Annotated in this window: 20 protein-coding genes; 12 read left to right on the top strand and 8 right to left on the bottom strand. The window is 34.1% G+C overall.

What is annotated here, in order from left to right; genetic code table 11:
* The first annotated feature begins 49 nt into the window (after positions 1–49).
* From ACQY2P_RS05750 to ACQY2P_RS05735, 4 genes are read left to right on the top strand one after another with little or no spacing between them, the layout of a single operon-like run.
* Positions 50–829, top strand: a complete 780-nt coding sequence (locus ACQY2P_RS05750) for a serine protein kinase RIO (protein ID WP_428325726.1) — start codon at positions 50–52, stop codon at positions 827–829.
* The gene (locus tag ACQY2P_RS05745; protein WP_428325725.1) at positions 826–1398 is read left to right on the top strand and encodes a KH domain-containing protein; all 573 of its coding nucleotides are present in this window, start codon (positions 826–828) and stop codon (positions 1396–1398) included. Before ACQY2P_RS05750 ends, ACQY2P_RS05745 begins: the two co-directional genes overlap by 4 nt.
* Positions 1385–3268: a DNA topoisomerase VI subunit B gene (locus tag ACQY2P_RS05740; RefSeq protein ID WP_428325724.1), complete on the top strand. Its 1884-nt coding sequence runs from the start codon at positions 1385–1387 to the stop codon at positions 3266–3268. The genes ACQY2P_RS05745 and ACQY2P_RS05740 overlap by 14 nt, the downstream gene beginning before the upstream one ends.
* The gene (locus tag ACQY2P_RS05735; protein ID WP_428325723.1) at positions 3255–4367 is read left to right on the top strand and encodes a DNA topoisomerase IV subunit A; all 1113 of its coding nucleotides are present in this window, start codon (positions 3255–3257) and stop codon (positions 4365–4367) included. The genes ACQY2P_RS05740 and ACQY2P_RS05735 overlap by 14 nt, the downstream gene beginning before the upstream one ends.
* On the opposite strand, the gene ACQY2P_RS05730 is transcribed toward ACQY2P_RS05735, so the two are convergent.
* The gene (locus ACQY2P_RS05730; RefSeq protein ID WP_428325722.1) at positions 4368–4826 is read right to left on the bottom strand and encodes an Hsp20/alpha crystallin family protein; all 459 of its coding nucleotides are present in this window, start codon (positions 4824–4826) and stop codon (positions 4368–4370) included. It abuts the gene before it with no gap.
* 70 nt (positions 4827–4896) lie between these two features.
* Here ACQY2P_RS05730 and ACQY2P_RS05725 point away from each other — a divergent pair, with 70 nt between their 5' ends.
* The 4 genes from ACQY2P_RS05725 to ACQY2P_RS05710 are packed head-to-tail and all read left to right on the top strand — an operon-like array spanning position 4897 to position 6220.
* On the top strand, positions 4897–5118 hold the full coding sequence (locus tag ACQY2P_RS05725; protein WP_428325721.1) for a hypothetical protein: 222 nt from the start codon (positions 4897–4899) through the stop codon (positions 5116–5118).
* 38 nt (positions 5119–5156) lie between these two features.
* Entirely contained in the window at positions 5157–5507 is a 351-nt protein-coding gene (locus ACQY2P_RS05720) for a hypothetical protein (RefSeq protein ID WP_428325720.1), read from the top strand.
* Positions 5508–5528: 21 nt separating this feature from the next.
* Positions 5529–5927 (top strand): hypothetical protein, encoded by a 399-nt coding sequence (locus tag ACQY2P_RS05715; RefSeq protein ID WP_428325719.1) that lies wholly within the window; start codon positions 5529–5531, stop codon positions 5925–5927.
* An 8-nt stretch (positions 5928–5935) separates the two neighbouring features.
* Complete coding sequence (locus ACQY2P_RS05710) at positions 5936–6220, top strand: hypothetical protein (RefSeq protein WP_428325718.1); 285 nt, start codon at positions 5936–5938, stop codon at positions 6218–6220.
* Here ACQY2P_RS05710 and ACQY2P_RS05705 read toward each other — a convergent pair.
* The 4 genes from ACQY2P_RS05705 to ACQY2P_RS05690 form a co-directional block, all read right to left on the bottom strand.
* On the bottom strand, positions 6217–7008 hold the full coding sequence (locus ACQY2P_RS05705; RefSeq protein ID WP_428325717.1) for an S-methyl-5'-thioadenosine phosphorylase: 792 nt from the start codon (positions 7006–7008) through the stop codon (positions 6217–6219). The genes ACQY2P_RS05710 and ACQY2P_RS05705 overlap by 4 nt on opposite strands.
* Positions 7008–7520 (bottom strand): adenine phosphoribosyltransferase, encoded by a 513-nt coding sequence (locus ACQY2P_RS05700; RefSeq protein WP_428325716.1) that lies wholly within the window; start codon positions 7518–7520, stop codon positions 7008–7010. The genes ACQY2P_RS05705 and ACQY2P_RS05700 overlap by 1 nt, the downstream gene beginning before the upstream one ends.
* Positions 7521–7559: 39 nt before the next feature.
* Entirely contained in the window at positions 7560–9704 is a 2145-nt protein-coding gene (locus tag ACQY2P_RS05695; RefSeq protein WP_428325715.1) for a biofilm-associated protein, read from the bottom strand.
* A 91-nt stretch (positions 9705–9795) separates the two neighbouring features.
* On the bottom strand, positions 9796–11889 hold the full coding sequence (locus ACQY2P_RS05690) for an AAA family ATPase (RefSeq protein ID WP_428325714.1): 2094 nt from the start codon (positions 11887–11889) through the stop codon (positions 9796–9798).
* 103 nt (positions 11890–11992) lie between these two features.
* Here ACQY2P_RS05690 and ACQY2P_RS05685 point away from each other — a divergent pair, with 103 nt between their 5' ends.
* The 3 genes from ACQY2P_RS05685 to ACQY2P_RS05675 are packed head-to-tail and all read left to right on the top strand — an operon-like array spanning position 11993 to position 13988.
* Positions 11993–12469, top strand: coding sequence for a hypothetical protein (locus ACQY2P_RS05685; RefSeq protein WP_428325713.1), 477 nt, complete (start codon positions 11993–11995; stop codon positions 12467–12469).
* A gap of 50 nt (positions 12470–12519) precedes the next feature.
* Positions 12520–13398 carry a transcriptional regulator gene (locus ACQY2P_RS05680; protein ID WP_428325712.1) on the top strand — a complete coding sequence of 293 codons (879 nt, stop codon included), beginning with the start codon at positions 12520–12522 and terminating at the stop codon, positions 13396–13398.
* Positions 13395–13988 carry an RlmE family RNA methyltransferase gene (locus ACQY2P_RS05675; protein ID WP_428325711.1) on the top strand — a complete coding sequence of 198 codons (594 nt, stop codon included), beginning with the start codon at positions 13395–13397 and terminating at the stop codon, positions 13986–13988. Before ACQY2P_RS05680 ends, ACQY2P_RS05675 begins: the two co-directional genes overlap by 4 nt.
* Here ACQY2P_RS05675 and ACQY2P_RS05670 read toward each other — a convergent pair.
* Entirely contained in the window at positions 13978–15126 is a 1149-nt protein-coding gene (locus tag ACQY2P_RS05670) for a tRNA (guanine(10)-N(2))-dimethyltransferase (protein ID WP_428325710.1), read from the bottom strand. The genes ACQY2P_RS05675 and ACQY2P_RS05670 overlap by 11 nt on opposite strands.
* Positions 15127–15186: 60 nt before the next feature.
* On the opposite strand from ACQY2P_RS05670, the gene rnhB reads away from it, so the two are divergent.
* Positions 15187–15804, top strand: a complete 618-nt coding sequence (rnhB, locus tag ACQY2P_RS05665; RefSeq protein WP_428325709.1) for a ribonuclease HII — start codon at positions 15187–15189, stop codon at positions 15802–15804.
* Here the strand turns inward: rnhB and ACQY2P_RS05660 are convergent.
* Positions 15801–16517 carry a fibrillarin-like rRNA/tRNA 2'-O-methyltransferase gene (locus ACQY2P_RS05660; protein ID WP_428325708.1) on the bottom strand — a complete coding sequence of 239 codons (717 nt, stop codon included), beginning with the start codon at positions 16515–16517 and terminating at the stop codon, positions 15801–15803. The two genes, rnhB and ACQY2P_RS05660, sit on opposite strands and share 4 nt — an antisense overlap.
* On the bottom strand, positions 16462–17895 hold the full coding sequence (locus ACQY2P_RS05655; protein ID WP_428325707.1) for an NOP5/NOP56 family protein: 1434 nt from the start codon (positions 17893–17895) through the stop codon (positions 16462–16464). Before ACQY2P_RS05655 ends, ACQY2P_RS05660 begins: the two co-directional genes overlap by 56 nt.
* Between the last annotated feature and the right edge of the window lie 73 nt (positions 17896–17968).

The following is a 17968-nucleotide window of genomic DNA, read 5'->3' as shown; positions in this document are numbered from 1 at the left end:
CATTTCAAAAAAAGAAATTCATTTTATCTAGCGGAGGTATTACAAATTAATGACTGATATTCTAAGTAAAAAATTAGAATCAAAACTAGATAAAAAACTAATTTCAAAATCTAAACGAAAAACTTTGGATGATGGTTTTAAAAAAGGCAAAGTGGTAAATGAAGTATTAGATAAACCAACTGTTATGACTCTATACAAAATGATTACAGATCATGTAATTGCATATGTTAATGGTGCTGTAAGTGCTGGAAAAGAATCCGTTTTGTTTTGGGGAGTTGATGAAAAAAACTCTGATGTTGCATTGAAAATTTATCTTGTTAGTACTTCTAATTTCAAAAAACGAGAGCCATACATTCTTGGTGATCCTAGATTCTCAAGTGTAAAAAAAGGAACAAAAAATCTAGTGTATCTTTGGGCAAAAAAGGAATACCGAAATCTTACTCAGTGTTTTGAGGCTGGAATCCCTGTTCCAAAACCACTCCATGTGACAAATAATGTACTTGCAATGGAATTTGTGGGTGAAAACGGCGCTCCTGCAAAACCATTACTTGAATCACAAGTCGATGAAAATGACTATCATCAGGCAATTCAAATTTTATTCAATATGTATCAAAATGCAAAATTGGTCCATGGAGATTTTTCAGAGTATAATATTTTCAAGACTCAAAATGGATTGGTAGTTTTTGATTTGGGTTCTGCAGTTGATCTAAGACACCCTAATACTCAAGAATTTCTTAAGAGAGACATTAATAACATTACAAGGTTCTTTAAAAAAAGAGGAGTTTCTGTTGAAGATCCGGATGAATTATTTGAGGATATTGTAAAATGAGCTTTGAAAAATTACTCCGTATTCCAAATGATAGAATTGCAGTACTGATTGGAAAATCTGGCAATGTAAAATCCAAAATTGAAAAGGTATGTCATGTCTCTTTAGATATTGATGGTGAGACTGGAGAAGTTCTAATAAAGTCTGATGGAGATGTAGAAAAAATTCAACCATTCAAGGCGATGGAAATTGTTACAGCAATTGGTAGAGGTTTTTCTCCTGAAAATGCTATGACCTTGTTGAAAGGTGAAAACACATTGCACGTTATAGATCTTAGAGAGTTTGCTGGAAAATCTAATGCAAATGTTGAAAGGATAAAAGGGAGAATTATTGGAGAAGGTGGTAGAGCAAGAAGAAATATGGAAAATCTTAGCAGTACTCATATCTCAGTTTATGGAAAAACAGTTTCAATTATTGGTGATGCAAGTAAATTACGATTAGCAGTTGATGCAATATCTTCTATTTCAAATGGAAGTATGCATGGTGCAGTTTATGATAAACTAGAAGCTGCAAACAGAAAAGAAAAGCAAGAAAAAATGAAACTGTGGGAAGATCAAGATGTCTTCTATTAAAGAAAAATTTAATCAAATTTCTCCTAGTGAGTTTTTCTATAGTAATCGTGACTTGGCTGGATTCAGTAATCCTACCCGTTCACTGTACACTGCTGTCCGGGAATTTGTTGAAAATGCCCTTGATGCCTGTGACCAAAAGGGAATACTGCCTGATGTACACCTAACAATCAAGGCTGTCGAGCCTGACAAACCAGACCCAAAACCCTACATCTTGACTGTAAAGGATAATGGACCTGGTGTTGATGCAAAACACATCCCACTTGCATTTGGAACTGTTCTTTATGGTTCCAAATTTGGATTAAAACAAGCAAGAGGTATGTTTGGACTTGGTGCAACAATGGCAATTTTGTATGGTCAGATTACAACAAACAAACCAGTAATTGTAAAAAGTTGTGCTGATGGACAAACTCAAAACCAATTTGAAATTCTACTAGACATTCAAAAAAACAAACCTGTAATTGTAAAACACAATACAAAAGAAGCTTCCAAGAAAGGACTTTCTGTTAGTATTTGTTTAGAAGGTGATTACTCTAAAGCGGGAAATAAAATTAGAGATTATGTCTATGAAACATCATTAATTACTCCTTATGCAACAATTACTTTTGATGATCCTAAAGGACAAAAATTCCAACACCCTAGATTTGTAAAAGAGATACCTCCACCACCAACAATTATCAGACCACATCCACATGGAATTGATGTTGAAAGAATCAGAAGAATGATTGTTGAATCTCAATTTGAAATTCCAACAATTGATGATGTGATGATTGAAAAAGTTAGAAAAGATTTAGGGTTATCAAAACAGAATCTTAGCTTTACTGCAATAATGACAAAAGCAAAAAAGAAATGGAAAAATCTTTCTCGTCAAGTACGTGTAGTGATAGCATTATTATCATTTCTTAAAATGGATTTTGAAAAATTAAGTAAAATTAGAATTGAAGATCTTGATGTTCCAAATAAAAAATTACATTATTGGGACTTTGGAGATTCTCAATCAAAAACAGTTGATATGGATCCTGAAAGTCAATATTACAAACAACTCACTAATACTGTTCAAGGTGAACCATTAACCACATTTCTTACCAAAAGATTTCAGCGTGTAGGACCTACTACTGCAGTAAAATTTGCAGAATTTGCAAAATTCAAACCTGAAAAACGCATGGGCACTCTTACCAATCAAGAACTAGTAAACTTGAGTGACTCTCTTCAGAAATTCGATGATTTCATGGCTCCAGATTCTAGTTGTTTGGCTCCTTTGGGTGAATCCCCACTTGAAAAAGGAATTAAAAAATTCTTTAATCCTGATTTTGTTGCTGTAGTTCAACGACCCGCATCAGCATATTCAGGATTCCCGTTCATCGTTGAGATGGGAATTGCATATGGCGGTGACATAAAGTCTGGCGGTCCTCATGTGTATCGATATGCAAATAGAATTCCCCTACTTTATGATGAGGGCAGTGATGTAGTTCTCAAAGTAGTTAATGATACTGATTGGGGGCGATACAAAGTTAAAGGTGATCCACCATTTATCATAGTATCTCATATTTGCTCAACTAGAATTCCTTACAAGACTGCAGGAAAAGAAAATGTTGCAGACAGACAAGAAATTGAACGAGAACTACGATTGGGACTACAATTCTTATCAAGAAAACTAGCAGCTTTCATGTCAAAGAGAGGCCAAGCAGAAATGGCAAAAAAACGAGCCAATCTTTATGCAAAATATATCCCAATGATCGCAGAATTTTGTACTGAACTAGCTGGAAAGAAAAAAGAACCTAATTACAAGAAAATTTTAGAAGATTTGGAACCTGTTGAAGTTAAAACAGAACAAAAACCAGTAGAGGAGGAAAAACCAATTGAAAGCAAGTGAGAAAAAAGCAAAAGAGATTAGTAAAAAAGCTAAAGAAAAACAAAAGAATATTCTAGAATCTCTAAAAAGTCACGGTGCAAAAATCTATGAAGATTTAGAAAATGGCCAGTTCCCAAAATTCTCAATCCCAAGTCGTTCTGTTAGTAATATCGTATATGACAAAAAACTACGACAATACATTCTAGGAAATTCTACTGCACTAAGAAGTGCAAAGAATTCCGCACAACTCCGTTCATTTACCCAACTTATGTGGCTTGCATTTTTTGCAAATCGTCTAACTCAAGAGAAAAAATCCTCTACATTAAGAGATGTGTATTATTCCTCACAAGCATTTGCAATAGAGTTTGATGACCAATCTGAATCAGATAACATCATTGTGGATTTGGAGGCAGTAACCTCAAGACCTAGAGAGGATTTTCATATCTTCCCTGAGGAGAGAAGCTCTATCTTTGGTGACTTGAACATTGAATATACAATTCCTGGATATGAGGGCAAATCAATGAATTTGTCAAACCATCCTGATGGTTATTCCATTGGACCTAGTTTGACTACAGCTGAACTAGTTGATACTAGTGCTGAAATTGTAATTGCAATTGAGAAAGGTGGTCTTTTTACAAGATTTGTTGAAGAACAAGTTGATAAAAAATTCAAATCTATTATTATTAACACTGGAGGACAAGCTCCACGTTCTACTAGAACTCTACTAAAACGTCTTCATGATGAAATGGGACTACCTGTTATCATCTTGACTGACGGTGATGTGTATGGAGAACATATTGCTATGGTAATCAAGTCTGGTTCTGCAAATGCAGCACATCTAAGGGAACTAACTGTTCCTGATGCAAAATGGGTAGGCGTTTGGGCTACTGATATTGAAAAATACAAACTACCAACAATCCCAATGACTGAATCAGACATTAAGAGATGCTATGATTTGCAAAAAGATCCAAGATACGAATCAGGAATCTGGAAAAAAGAACTTGAAGTATTTTTGAGATTAAAAAGAAAAGCAGAACTGGAGGCATTTGCAAAGTATGGTCTTACCAATATTACTGACAAGTATCTTCCACAGAAATTAGAGCTAGCAAAAAGTCTGTAGCTATTTTATTCTAAGTGTCAAGACACCGTTACGATATTTGAAATCAAATATCTGCATGTCATTTGCACCTTCTATTGGAACTTCTTTTGAAAATCCAGCAGTTCCTCTGATGTAGAGCATTCCATCTACTAGTCTGACTGCAATTTTATCTTCAGGACCTGGGACTTCGGCAACAAAGACAAACTCTCCTTCACCTTTGATTAAATCATATACCCAGTTCTTTTGCTCTTGCTCTCTTGATTGTGTGTAGAGTGGTTTTTGGTCTTTTGTCATCTTTTTCAAGACTCTGACCCAGTAAAACATTGTAATTGCTGCAGCTCCGATTAGAAAGAAACTAACAAATCCTGAATCTGCTCTCTGAGTCATGATATAGATTATTCCTAAAAATAAGATCACAATAATTGGAATTACAAAATTCAATGACTGTTCATTTGAATATGCACCCTTGTAACTAGACACAGTCAAAATTTGGGTTTACCAAATATAAAGTATCTTTGGTTTTTATTACCATTTTTTAAAATTTGAGCTATTGTCTGATGAGAAAAAATCTCCAAAATTAACAAAGCGAGAAATTATACTTCGAGGAAGTATTATGGCTGTAATTACTACTATTCCATCACTTGTTGTATTTTTACTAGTTTGGGTTTTCCTTGATGATGTTATGATTGGAGCAATTGCTGGTGCAATAGTTCATTTTATTGCAATGGGATTTTCTTTAAAGATAGCAAAAAAACTCCTAGTCAAAAAATGACATATACTGTGTTTTACAAAGAAAATAGTTGAAAAATTATGGATTCTAAAATTGAAGATGATCTAATCTCTGAAATTCATTTGAATTCTACTCAAGCCAGAGTGTATCTACTTGTTACTTGTTATGGAAAAATGTCTGCTCAAATAATCTCAGAAAAACTAAAGATTTCTCTAAATGATGCAGAAGCTGCAGCAAAAGATCTAATGAATTTTGGTGCTTTCATAGATGTCTCTGAAACTGAATATGAGGCAATGCACCCAAGATTTACTGTAGTTAACATGTATAGACGAATGTGTGAGCGAGAAAATATCGAGTTTAAACGAAACAAAGTTGTTGATAGTATAGGTGTGATTTTGGAGAAACCCTATGATGATGCAAGAACTAAATAATACTACGATTTTTGAAGACCATTGACCATTGATACTGAGACTTGTAAACATCAACCAGTCTATTTTGGTGTAGTTAACATCAACATTGATGAGAGAACAATTGGTTCAGTTGACGTATGGCGATGTGGAGTCTGCAAGAAAAGATTCTGTGAAGAAAAACAACTGGGAATTGAAGAATTGGCTGATCTTGTAGGGATGCCGAAAATTGATCCTGATGCAAAATGGGGAGTTACGGTTTGTAAATTACAGCAAGGAAAATACAAGTGGAAACTAGTAAAACTAAAAGAAAATGGAGAAATCAAGCACGAATGCCTTGACGAGAAAATAATCCCTTTAACAGTGAAAGACTACAAAGTTGAAGATGACAAGCATTGGAGCTTTTTGATTGATGATAATGTCAACAAAGCAGTGGAAATTTAATCTTTAAAATGGAACTCAAAGTTCACATTAATGATATTCATGGCAGTCAGATGGCTGCAAAGATCAACGGTAAATTTACTATAGACAACAATGACTTTCGTTTTACAGCAATAGCATTTGGAAGAATAGGTGGACAAAATGTTGGAGCAAAACTTTCTAAAGACACTGAAAAAGAATTAGAAAAGTTAGGTTATGATGTTGATGAAGTGATAATGTCTCTTCAAAGAAATCTACTTCAAGGTGACATGTCTTTGCCAGAAGGACTCAAAAAAGAATCCTTTGTTGATGACTAGAATTCTGCTTCTTCTAATGCTTTAGCACAGGTGCAACTTCTAGTTTTTGGTATTTTTTCAATTAATTCTGTTAGAATTTTCTTCGTACCTTCAACATTTTTTGAAAGAGTCTCTAAAACTTCTTTTGCAGTTACTGGTTTTTCTGCCCAAACATCATAATCAGTTACAGTTGAGATTGATGCATAACAAATTTGTGCTTCTCTAGCTAGTTGGCATTCTGGGACTAGAGTCATTCCAATAATATCTGCACCAGTAGATCTATAGAATTTGGATTCAGCTTTTGTAGAAAACCTTGGACCTTCAATGCAGACATATGTGCAATTTTTATGGATGTGTATGTTTTGATTGTCTGTAACTTCTGTAATTGATGATTGCAATTCTGGACAGAATGGGTCTGCTACTGAAATATGAATAACTCTTCCATCTTCTGAAAATGAACCATCTCTTGATTTTGTGAAATCTAGAAACTGTGACGGTAATACAAAATGTCCTGGCGCTAACTCTTCTTTTAGGCTTCCAACTGCTGATGGTGCAATAATTCTTGTGACTCCAAGTTCTTTGAATGCCCAAATGTTTGCTTTAAAATTAATCATGTGTGGTGGAATGGTGTGTTTTTTCCCATGTCTTGGTAGAAAAGCAATCTTTCTTCCTTTGAATGTTCCAACTGTAATTGTATCTGATGGTTTTCCATATGGTGTATCAATATCTACTTCTTTTGCATCTTCAAGTAATCCTGAATCATAAATTCCAGTGCCACCAAAAATTCCAATCTCTACATCTTTTTCCATTAGTATTTCACCAGTGACTTACAATCATATTTGCTAATCCCTTTCATTCCATTAAGGTCTGTTAATTCTATAATGAATGCAAAGCCAACAATTTCTCCACCTACTTTTTCAATTAGCTTTGCAGCTGCCTTAGCGGTTCCACCAGTAGCTAGTAGATCATCGCAAATGAGTACTCTTTGACCTTCTTCAATGATATCTTTTTGAATTTCTATTGTATCTTTACCATATTCAATTGTGTATGATATTTTTGTAGTTTTTCCAGGTAGCTTTCCTGCCTTTCTTATCATCATCATGCCCTTGTTGTATCTTGTTGCTAGAATACATGCAAGAATGAATCCTCTAGATTCTATTCCTGCAAATATATCGATATTTTTTGGATGAAAATACTTTGAAAATTCGTCAGCGATTGATTCCATTGCTGATGGATCTTTTAGGATTGGACTAAAGTCTCTAAATAAAATCCCTTTTTTAGGAAAATTTGGATATTCTGCAATTTTGTCTCTTAGATTCATACTGGCTGCTAAATTTAGGTGAAATAAAATTGTTTGAGATTATTCTATCTCAAAAGTGGTTTCAGCCGAATTAAATGCATCAGACACTTTGATTGTGTATATTCCTGGTTCAGTTTCTTTAGGAATCATCCATGGTTGATTAATTTCTCCTGAACCTGATGCTGGGAATTCTAACTCTTCAATAATCTCTCCATCAGGTGCAATAATTTCAATTGCTACTGTTTGTTGTGCTCCTGCAATGTGGAAATTGATAAAATCATTTACTCCATCTAGTTTTGGTGAATTAGTTACTGATATGATCATTCCCTCTTCTAAAATTCCCAGAACTTCAATTTCTGTAGTATCAAAATTGGAACCACTTTTTGCATTGATCGTCCACATTCCTGGGGATGCGCTGGAAGGAATTCTAAATGATCCCTCTGAAATTTTTCCATTTTTATCTGAGAATGTCTCTATTACTCTTATCTCTTCCTCGTTTTCATCAAATAATGTGAGAGTTAATAGTACATTTGCACCTGTATTTCCTAGTACTAAGATTGAATCACCTGGATTGTAATCTAATTTTGTTGTGTTGATTTCAATATCTCCAGAACCTGTTTGTAGTCCTACTGTAAACACTTCGGAGCTTTGTGCACTTCCTTTACTTATTACAGCTGAATACACTCCTGCTCCGAAACCTGCTAAATCAATTTGATGTTTTCCTGTACCGTCAGGTTGTAATGTTATTGAAGTTGTATCTCCTACTGGTTTATCTGATGGATCAATAAGTAAAATACTGACAATCTCTGAAGGTTGTCCTGTAAGTGCGATATATGCAATATCTCCTGCTTTGTAATTTAATTTATCAAATTCTAAATTAACTGGAATTGTAGGCAATACAGCCATTCCTGCAAAAATAAATTCTTTTTCTATTCCTTGGCTTGCAATAAGCGAATATGTTCCTTTTATGAAATTATGATCAGTTTCTAATTCTAATTCCACAAATCCGGATTCATCCAATTGTATGACATCTGAATAGAGCTCTTTTCCTAATGGATCTTCTAACGTCAATTCAATTTTTTCATTAGGTATTCCTGTTCCATTGAATTGCATTGTTTCTCCTAAATCAAATTTCAATTTTGTAGGAGCGATGACTATTACTTTATCTGTTTGAACTTCCCATGTTTTTAGAAGTTCTTGTCTTCCATCTGTAATGATGGCACTATATTTACCAAATGGAGTATCTAATGGAACGATAATGGACTCTAATACCCAATTTCCTTTAGAATCCACTTCTGCTGTTCTTGAATTAATTATTTCTCCGTCTGGATTTTTTACTTCTGCAGTAACTGCACTGTTAGGATCTGCCGTACCCGCCACTTCTAAAAAGTCTCCTCTGTGAATTACATTTGGAATTCCTTTGACTGTAAGTTTGATATTTTCTTCTGCAATTCTATTATCTATTTCTCCAATTCTTAGACTGATCTTTTTTTCTTCCCCTTCACTATCTTTGACTTTAAAATCTACTCTATCTGCATTTTGATTATCTGGAATCTTCATCGTTGTCATAAAGTGACCATTCTCATCTGTCACAAAACTACCAATTTTTGAATTATCTATGTAAAAATCAAATTCTTCTGAATACCCAAAATTATCTCCAGTAACTCTGATTGATGAACCAACATTGGGCTTTTCTGGAACTATTCTAAAAACTGACTCAGAAAGAACTCCTGTCTTTACAGGTGTTTCTACAGGTGTTTCTACAGGTGTTTCAATATTTTCTACAACTCTAGGTAATTCGTCTGGTAGTACTTTACCCATACCTTGTTCTTCACTTTTTGTATCTACTGCCTTCCAGTTGATTCCTGGATTTTTGTTATCAGTTTTTACACCAAACTTTACTGACTCTCCTTTTTTGATAGGTTCAGAAGTTGTAAAAATGATAACTCCTTGTGGGGTTTTCTCACCTGTCCACCCTTTTTCAGTTTTAAAAGATTTAAAATTAAAATCTGCACCAAGCCAAATTCTAAAAGTATTGATTTCTTTATCTAGTTCATTTGTAAATTCTATGATTGTTGTTTCCTCTAGCCCAATGCTGTTGGCATTAATCTCTTCACCGTACACATTATCTGGAATTGAAATTAATGTTATTGAAAATAATAGTATGATTGAAAGGAAAATTCCTCTTATGGAGGATTTGTTCATTATACTCAAACTAGCCATCTCTCACTTAAACCTTAAATCTTTTTTCCTCTTTTTCTATTTTTAGATTCAGTATTTTTCATGAGCAAACTTCTTAAGCTTTGGCCTTTTGAAATTTATCTAAATCTGATTTTGCGTTGACGTTTTGATATTGTCTGATTCGTTCTGCAATCAACCTGTATAATGATCTGAATTGGTCTTTAGTTTTATCTGATAGAAAACCAGTCTCCTCTAATGCAATTTTTTCACAAATGTATCTAGTAATGTCCTCATTGTTGAATTCCCCCCAATCATCATCACTATGTTCTTGCCAAATCTTCCTTAATTTTTCTAAATTACCTTTACCTTCTTTTGATAACACGTCTTCAGATGCAAGATTTGAGAATCCCTCACGTCTTAATTTGATTTCATAAGTCTGATTTACTGGATGCAAATAATCCTCAAGAACAATATAGTCTTCAATTGACTCAAGTTTCTTTCCTTCTAATTCAAAGAAAATTGTTTGAATTGGTGAAAATTCGTTGGAAACTAGTTGTGCTGAGATTTGTTTAGATTCTTCAGTATTGTCCAATAGAATAAAAGTTCTGTATCCATGATTTCTGTAAAAAATTGCTAAAGGTAAAACTGAATTTTTGTTATGTGCTGCAACCACATTAAGAGGATTCATTGAAATATTAGGATCTTGTAGGAATTTGTCAAATGCATTTAGGTACATTGAATCTGACATTGTCTCTACAATGATTACTGGTCTAGAGTTTGTTCCTATTTCTCTATCTACTATTGATTCTACTTGACCTCTGGATAATCCATACAAAATTGGTGTAAGTGTTTTATCATCTGCATTCCAATAATCATAAAATATTCTACTTAGATGCTTTCGTTTATCCAACTCTACAACAAGCAAATTTCCTGGAGTGTAGTCAAAGATCATAAATGGTGAGTGTGTTGCATACAAAACTTGGTTAGATCCTGCCAAGTTTTTTAGTAAATCTGAAATTCCCATCTGTTGTGTTGGGTGAAGATTTCTTGCAGGCTCATCTAAAAGTAAAATTGCTTCTTTTAGTTCTGCTCTTTGTGTTTCTGCTGCAAAGTTTACAATAAAAGAAAATGTCCATTTGAAACCTTCTGCCCTTCTATTTAGTAATCCTGTATTAGTTACTGTTCCGTCTCTGTGAACATCTGAAATTACAACACTCATGATGTTTCCTGGATTGTATCTCAAGTCTACATGAATTGGATCACCTTTCCATGCTGGATTTAATTTGCTAGTTAGTCGATTACTTGCTGCATTTAGCAATTTGATACATTTTGATGGACTCTCTTTTACTTCATCCAACTCATTCATGTCTAATTCTGCTAGGTAGAAGAGGTTCCTGACCGTCTCAGCTTTGTCAAATTCTTCTATGTACTCGATAGAGTCTGCTCTCTCTCCTTTCTCTTCTCTGAGGTATTCATTGAGATTTATGTTTCCATAGATTTTTTTGTAATCTGAAAAATACACAAATCTTGGATGTAATTCTGATTCTATGAAATTTTGCAGAGCAGTTTTTTCACTTTTTCCACTAAGCAAATTTGAAAATTGATTTTCTGGACTTTCATAGATTTTCTCCCACTCTTCAATTACTTTAGGTTCTTGAATTGCAACAACATGAAATTGATTACTAAACTCTGCCATTCCTCTATCAAATGATTCTTGATTATTTGGAACCTCTCTTTCAAAGAAAGAAGTATCAATTTGAATTCTAAGATGATTTGGAATTGTATCTAAAAACTCAATAATTTGCTTTGAGAAATTTTCCCATGAATTAATTCCCTTATTTTCTTCTTCACCAAGTTCTATGTCATCAAATTCATACTGTACTTTCGGATCTCTGTTTGTTCTAAATAATCTAATTTTTTTCATTTCTGGAATGCCTGGGAATTTTTCTTTTAACATTTCAATCTCATGTTGATTTAGTTCAAATTCCCCCTCTGCTAGTCTAATCTCATCTTTGAGCTCTTCACTCATTTCATCACAAAGATCTAATTCTGAAACTTCTTCATCTCGATTCAAAAGAGTTAATGCTTGAAGAATGGTTGTTTTTCCACTTTCATTTCTTCCAACAAACGCTGCTAAATCTCCAACTGTAATCTCTCCAGAATCATGAATGCAACGATATGCCCTGACTCTGAATTTTCTAAGTCGCATCTAGCGATATTTAGTCGGCTACGATTTAACTCATTCGTCAAATTGATCTGAAGTCAATGGTTTTGCTAAATAGATATAGGGGAAACCACGATTTTAAAACCAAATGGCATCAAAGAGAATTTTTATCGTATTTATTTTACCAGTGATTTTCTCAATTGCTTTTGGTTCTGCTGTTATGGGTGATATTCTTCAAGAACCTGGACGAGAATTAAACATGATGCCTTCGGCACCTTCTTTAGGAAACTCTCATGGTTCTGGAGGAAGTATTCATAGTTCTGATATTGAAATAATTGGGCTCTCAGAATCATATTCAACTTCTGAACCTGTAGAGATATTTGTTCAAGTTTCTGATTCTCATTTTGATTGTGGAGACTTGTATGTGACAATTTATTCTGGAGAGGATGTAATCACTCAAGGCGGATTTCTTGAACAATGTTTTGCTGAAAAAAATGCATTAATTCCAATTGGGGACAAATTCTCTGAGGTTATTGATACTGCTGGTTCCTATGAGGTTGTAGCACAAATGATTTCAAAGGATCTAAAAAACATCTCTACAAGTGAAGAATTTACTGTTAAATAGGAATGACTTATGGAAAATATGAAATTAAATTTAAAAAATAAGGTGATTTGATGGCAAAGAAAAAAGACGAATTAGTTGATGAAGCAAAGAAAATCAAGGCAGAACTTGATGCTTTAAAAAAGAAAAAAGAGGTTCTAGACTCTAAACCAAAAAAATCCAAAACAAAGAAAACAGAAGCAAAACCTGCAAAGAAAACAACAAAGAAAACAGAAGCAAAACCTGCAAAGAAAACAACAAAGAAAACAGAAGCAAAACCTGCAAAGAAAACAACAAAGAAAACAGAAGCAAAACCTGCAAAGAAAACAACAAAGAAAACAGAAGCAAAACCTGCAAAGAAAACAACAAAGAAAACAGAAGCAAAACCTGCAAAGAAAACAACAAAGAAAACAGAAGCAAAACCTGCAAAGAAAACAACAAAGAAAACAGAAGCAAAACCTGAAAAACCTAAAAAATTAACTAAAAAAGAATTAGAAGAACAAAAAAGAATAGAAGAATTAACCCCTGAGGAAGAATTAGAAGAACAATTATCTGATGAAGAAATTGAAAATTTCCAAATCGAAAAAGTAGACATGGAAAGACTCACAAACAAAGTTTGTGATATTTTGGCTGAACGTGAATCTGAAGGAATGTTTCAAAGTGAATTGTGGAAGAAACTCAAACTCACAAGCCGTGATGGTTCACGTCTATCATTAAAACTTGAAAGAATTGGTTTTATTACTAGAGAAAAAATGCTTGAAAAGAATCGTTGGACATACAAATTAATTTTAAAGAAAACTCCAATTAGTACACAATCTATTGAAAACTCTCCATGTTTGGTTTGCCCTGTTGAACAGAAATGCTCACTTGAAGGTGAAATCAGTCCCAGAAACTGTCAGTTCATTGAAGATTGGGTAATTGCTGAAATGAAAAAACCTGCGAAGGCCAAATGAAATTATTAGATGCACGCAAAGATCACTATCGAAAATTAGCACATGAGCAAGGTTTTCGAAGTAGAGCTGCATACAAACTCAAAGAACTAAACCAATCTTATCGTATCATTGGCCCTGGATTTTACGTCCTTGATCTTGGCTGTGCTCCTGGAGGTTGGACCCAAATGGCTGTAAAATTGGCGGGAAATCAAGGCAAAGTGATGGGTATTGATTTGTCTTATGTTGAAGAAATCCCGGGTGCTCATATTCTTCGAGGTGATATTGAGGATGAAAATATAGTTGATGAAGTACTGACTTATTTTGAGCGTAAAGTTAATGCCGTAATATGTGATCTTTCTCCAAAAGTTAGTGGGAATTGGTCAGTTGATCATGCAAAACAAATTTCTTTAAACTATGACTGCACTAAAATCATGGATAAAGTATTGGCACACAAAGGTAATGCTGTCTTCAAAGTATTTGATGGTGAATACTCCATGGAGTTTAGAGATTACATTAAGAAAAAATTTGCAAGAATTAATCTAACAAAACCTAAAGCAAGTAGAAAACAAAGTAGTGAGTTATACTATGTGTGCTTGGGATTTATTGGATAGATTGAAAAATTTCTGTTATTTTGTTAATTTTTGCATCAGTTCTAAATCCTGTTGGATTAAATGATGTAACACTAGCAACAAAATTATTTTCTTTTAATTTTTCTATAACTTCTTCTAGCTTTGGCGGAGATGATTTCATTTTTTTTGCAACTTCATCTAGTGTATAGTATGTTGCAGGCATTTCTGCTTCTTGTAGACATTTGTTTAATATTTTTTCACAGACTTTGTCTACTTGTAAATTTGGAATCTGAATTAACATATTCTCAACAAACTTTTTGTCAAAAATTTTCCCAATCCATAGTGGACCTGCAATTCCAATTTTTGATTTACACAATTCACACTCTTGTTTTTGCTCTAATGAAATTTCCCGATGTCCACAATTTTTACAATGTAAAATATATCCGATGTTTTCCTCTTGATCAGGTCTGTTTCTAACCTTGACGTATGTCCTATAGTAGTGCATATCACTTTCTACAAACATTGGTTCAACTTCAACGCCTAATCTTGCTGCCACCATTCTAAGACAACCAAGCACCAATCTAATTGCCATTTCATTTCCATATTCTACTCTAACTGGAATTCCGCCATATTTTCTCTTACAGGCACTCTGAAAAAGCCCATTTAGCACCTGCAAATCTGTGGCTGCAACAGACAATATTCCTCCATGCATAGTTGCCCTGATTCCACAATCAAAAAATGCTGCTGGAGAGCCAAACGGATCAATATCTACAATTGAGCCTCTTTCTCCTTTTTTTGAAAAATTACTAAAAAACCTGCACACCTCTTTTTCAAAAAACTCCACATTTTTGATTTCATTAATTTTGGCTGAATACTCTGCCATCTTTAATGCAGTTGGGTTTAGATCATTAATCACTAAATTATCGATATGTAATTCATTTGCAACTCGTAATCCTCTAGCACCAATTCCTGATAATCCTTCCAAGAAAATTTTTGGACCTTGAAACTTTTCTAGAAATGCTGCATATGCAATAATTGAAAAATCTCTATTCAGTCTTGCTTTTGGATTAAAAAATGCTGGTTCTTTTGGTGGAACTTTTTCTGTAATTGATCCTTTTGGAACTAGTAACTTCGTTTTTCCTTCAACAATTTCCTGAAGAGATTCGTTTGGTATTTCCAATATTCTTCTATTTTTTCAAAACCTATAACGGTTTAATACTTGTGCTTTAAGACAGAATTCGTGCAAGTTTGTGGAATTGATGATGCGGGACGTGGCTCTATGCTTGGGCCATTAGTAATTTCTGGAATTTCTATTGATAAAAGAAAATTAAGAAAACTTTCTTCATTAGGTGTTAAAGATTCAAAGAAACTTTCTCCAAAAAACCGAGAATTACTTTACAAAAAAATTATTGAATTGGTTGATGATTATTACATTGCTAAAATTCCGCCAAGATCTATTGATGCAAGTGTAAAGCGTCATGGCTTGAATGAATTAGAAGCAAAGTATATGGCAAAAGTTGTTTCAAAACTAGATCCTGATACATCATATGTTGATTCTTGTGATGTAAACCCTACACGATTTGGTAAAGAAATTTCAAAATTATCTGACAATCACAAAATCAAATCATATCATCATGCAGATAGTAGGTTTGTCATAGTATCTGCTGCATCTATTCTAGCAAAAGTTACGCGTGATAGATCAATTGAAAAACTACGAAAAAATCATGATCTGGGAAGCGGATATCCGTCTGACTCAAAAACGGTCAAATTTGTGACTAAATACTACAAAATCAACCATTCTCTACCTACATTTGTGCGTAAAAGCTGGAAGCCTGTCCAGAAAATACTTGATGCTTAACCCATAAATTTTGCAATAACTATTGCATGATCTTTGTCATATGGATGCAAATCAATTGATTGCATTACCTCAAATCTTGATTGCAGTTTTTGTGTTTCTTCCTCTACAATCTTTTTTGGCGATTTTGTTACATCTATACTTCTTGTTTTGATTACTAGAAAGAAATAGCCTCCTTTCTTTAGAAACATTTCACAGTTGTCTATTGCAATTTCTGTTTGATCAGGTTGTGCAATGTCTACATACACTACATCAACTTTCCCAAATACTGAAAAATACTCTCTTGGTTTTCGTGCATCTTGTAGAATTGGCATAATGTTTTTTCTATATGATGCAACTCTGTCTAAAAAATCTCTTGCAACTCTACTTGCATGTTCTACTGCAAATACAATTCCACTTGGTCCTACAATGTCCGAAATATGACTTACAGTGGTTCCAGTTGATGCACCTAGATACAACACTTTGGTTTTGTTTTCAAAAGGAAAAATCTCCAATTCATTCATTATTGCAGCTGCTAGTTTACTTCTAAAAGGATCCCATAATCTGTATTCTATTCCTTTTTTTACAATTAGCTTTTCTTTGTATACTTGATTTCCTGGTACTAAATTTTCAGTAGCTAATTTTTGCTGGCCTTCAGATTTTATCCAGAAAAATGATGGATTATCTTCTTCCAAACTGCTTTCTCTTTTTATTTTTATTTGAACTTGGTCTGTCATCTCTACGTCCGCCTCTGTCATCTCTACGTCCGCCTCTGTCATCTCTACGTCCGCCTCTGTCATCTCTACGTCCGCCTCTGTCATCTCTACGTCCGCCTCTGTCATCTCTACGTCCGCCTCTGTCATCTCTACGTCCGCCTCTGTCATCTCTACGTCCGCCTCTGTCATCTCTACGTCCGCCTCTGTCATCTCTACGTCCGCCTCTATCTCTGAAGTTGCCTCCATCTCGTCTAAATGACTCTGGTCTGCGAGTATCTTTTTCTGTTGGATTTTCGTACTTCTTACCAATTTCATCTACTCTGACATTGAGTTTTTCAAGTAGTGTACTGTTCAATCCTTCTCCGTAGACGTCAACTCTGGCTGCAATGACTGCTTTTGCTGCAATTGCTCTTGCAATCTTTCCTCTTTGCCATCTGGGTGCTGCATGAACCATTGCATGTTGGAATAACAATCCATGTTTTGGTGGTTGAGATCCTGTCTTCAATGATCTAAACAATGCTTTTTCTGCTCCAAGAACTTGAATTGTACTTGCTGGGAGTGATGCTAATCTTTTAAGACTGCCAGCTCTTCCTAAAATTCTGGCACCTACTGCAGTACCAAGTATTGCAGAAAGATTTGGTGCAATTGTTTGCATTTCTGATTCAACATGTTCTTCAAGCTTTTTACGTAAATCATGGAAATCTAAGATTTGTTTTGCAATTGATTGAACAATTGCAAGATTCACATCAGAGATATCCCCACCTCTACTTTTTGCAGAAATCAAAGATAACATTTCAACTTTTGATTCTGGAAAACCTGCATCCTCAAAAATCTGTTTTGTTAATGATTCACGTTTTCCAGCCATAACAATTTGAGCATATCCATTGATACTATCAATAATATTATCTAATTCGGGAAAATGTAATCCATACCACTCTCTTAATCTTGAGCTTAATGCATTTGCAATTTTGTCAATTTCGTCTAGTGAATTAATTGCTTGAATAATATGAAGATCTGGACTTTCAGAAACTTCAGTAACTTTTGAAGATGATAATCCTAAAGCAAATTCTCTTAGCTTTCCTAAAGCATCTTGAGGATTAGATGCAAAACCTGAATCAACAATAATCTGTGGCTTTGATGCTTGAATTCTCTCTAATTCTGAATCTTCCATAATCTGAGAGTCTATGTTATTTTTTTTCAAAATTGCAAGTAATGATTCATCACTTACTGAAACACCTCTCTGAATTGAAGCTAGATAATTGATGAGTTCGTTTAGTTTTGATTCCTTATTTTTTATTTGTAGATATTCTTTAACCGGATTTGAAAATGAAAATGCTTTTTCTAGTTTTTCATCATCAAAAACTGAGATTCCCAATTCTGTCAAAATCACAGAATACATGTCTAGTTCAATCTAAACCACCTTTAAAAAAGGTATTAGAATCACAAATCAACTGTTATATTCGAAACTACCC

Source organism: Candidatus Nitrosopumilus sp. (genome assembly GCF_965262695.1).
In the GTDB taxonomy this organism is placed as follows: Archaea; Thermoproteota; Nitrososphaeria; order Nitrososphaerales; family Nitrosopumilaceae; genus Nitrosopumilus.
This window is presented reverse-complemented; position numbering and strand designations above follow the sequence as displayed.

Coding starts and splice junctions, on each gene's coding strand:
- ACQY2P_RS05680 (WP_428325712.1), top strand. CDS start 12,520: ATGGCAAAGAAAAAAGACGAATTAGTTGATGAAGCAAAGAAAATCAAG.
- ACQY2P_RS05700 (WP_428325716.1), bottom strand. CDS start 7,520: ATGAATCTAAGAGACAAAATTGCAGAATATCCAAATTTTCCTAAAAAA.
- ACQY2P_RS05685 (WP_428325713.1), top strand. CDS start 11,993: ATGGCATCAAAGAGAATTTTTATCGTATTTATTTTACCAGTGATTTTC.
- ACQY2P_RS05690 (WP_428325714.1), bottom strand. CDS start 11,889: ATGCGACTTAGAAAATTCAGAGTCAGGGCATATCGTTGCATTCATGAT.
- ACQY2P_RS05655 (WP_428325707.1), bottom strand. CDS start 17,895: ATGTATTCTGTGATTTTGACAGAATTGGGAATCTCAGTTTTTGATGAT.
- ACQY2P_RS05660 (WP_428325708.1), bottom strand. CDS start 16,517: ATGACAGACCAAGTTCAAATAAAAATAAAAAGAGAAAGCAGTTTGGAA.
- ACQY2P_RS05750 (WP_428325726.1), top strand. CDS start 50: ATGACTGATATTCTAAGTAAAAAATTAGAATCAAAACTAGATAAAAAA.
- ACQY2P_RS05710 (WP_428325718.1), top strand. CDS start 5,936: ATGGAACTCAAAGTTCACATTAATGATATTCATGGCAGTCAGATGGCT.
- ACQY2P_RS05675 (WP_428325711.1), top strand. CDS start 13,395: ATGAAATTATTAGATGCACGCAAAGATCACTATCGAAAATTAGCACAT.
- ACQY2P_RS05695 (WP_428325715.1), bottom strand. CDS start 9,704: ATGAACAAATCCTCCATAAGAGGAATTTTCCTTTCAATCATACTATTA.
- ACQY2P_RS05705 (WP_428325717.1), bottom strand. CDS start 7,008: ATGGAAAAAGATGTAGAGATTGGAATTTTTGGTGGCACTGGAATTTAT.
- ACQY2P_RS05745 (WP_428325725.1), top strand. CDS start 826: ATGAGCTTTGAAAAATTACTCCGTATTCCAAATGATAGAATTGCAGTA.
- ACQY2P_RS05740 (WP_428325724.1), top strand. CDS start 1,385: ATGTCTTCTATTAAAGAAAAATTTAATCAAATTTCTCCTAGTGAGTTT.
- ACQY2P_RS05720 (WP_428325720.1), top strand. CDS start 5,157: ATGGATTCTAAAATTGAAGATGATCTAATCTCTGAAATTCATTTGAAT.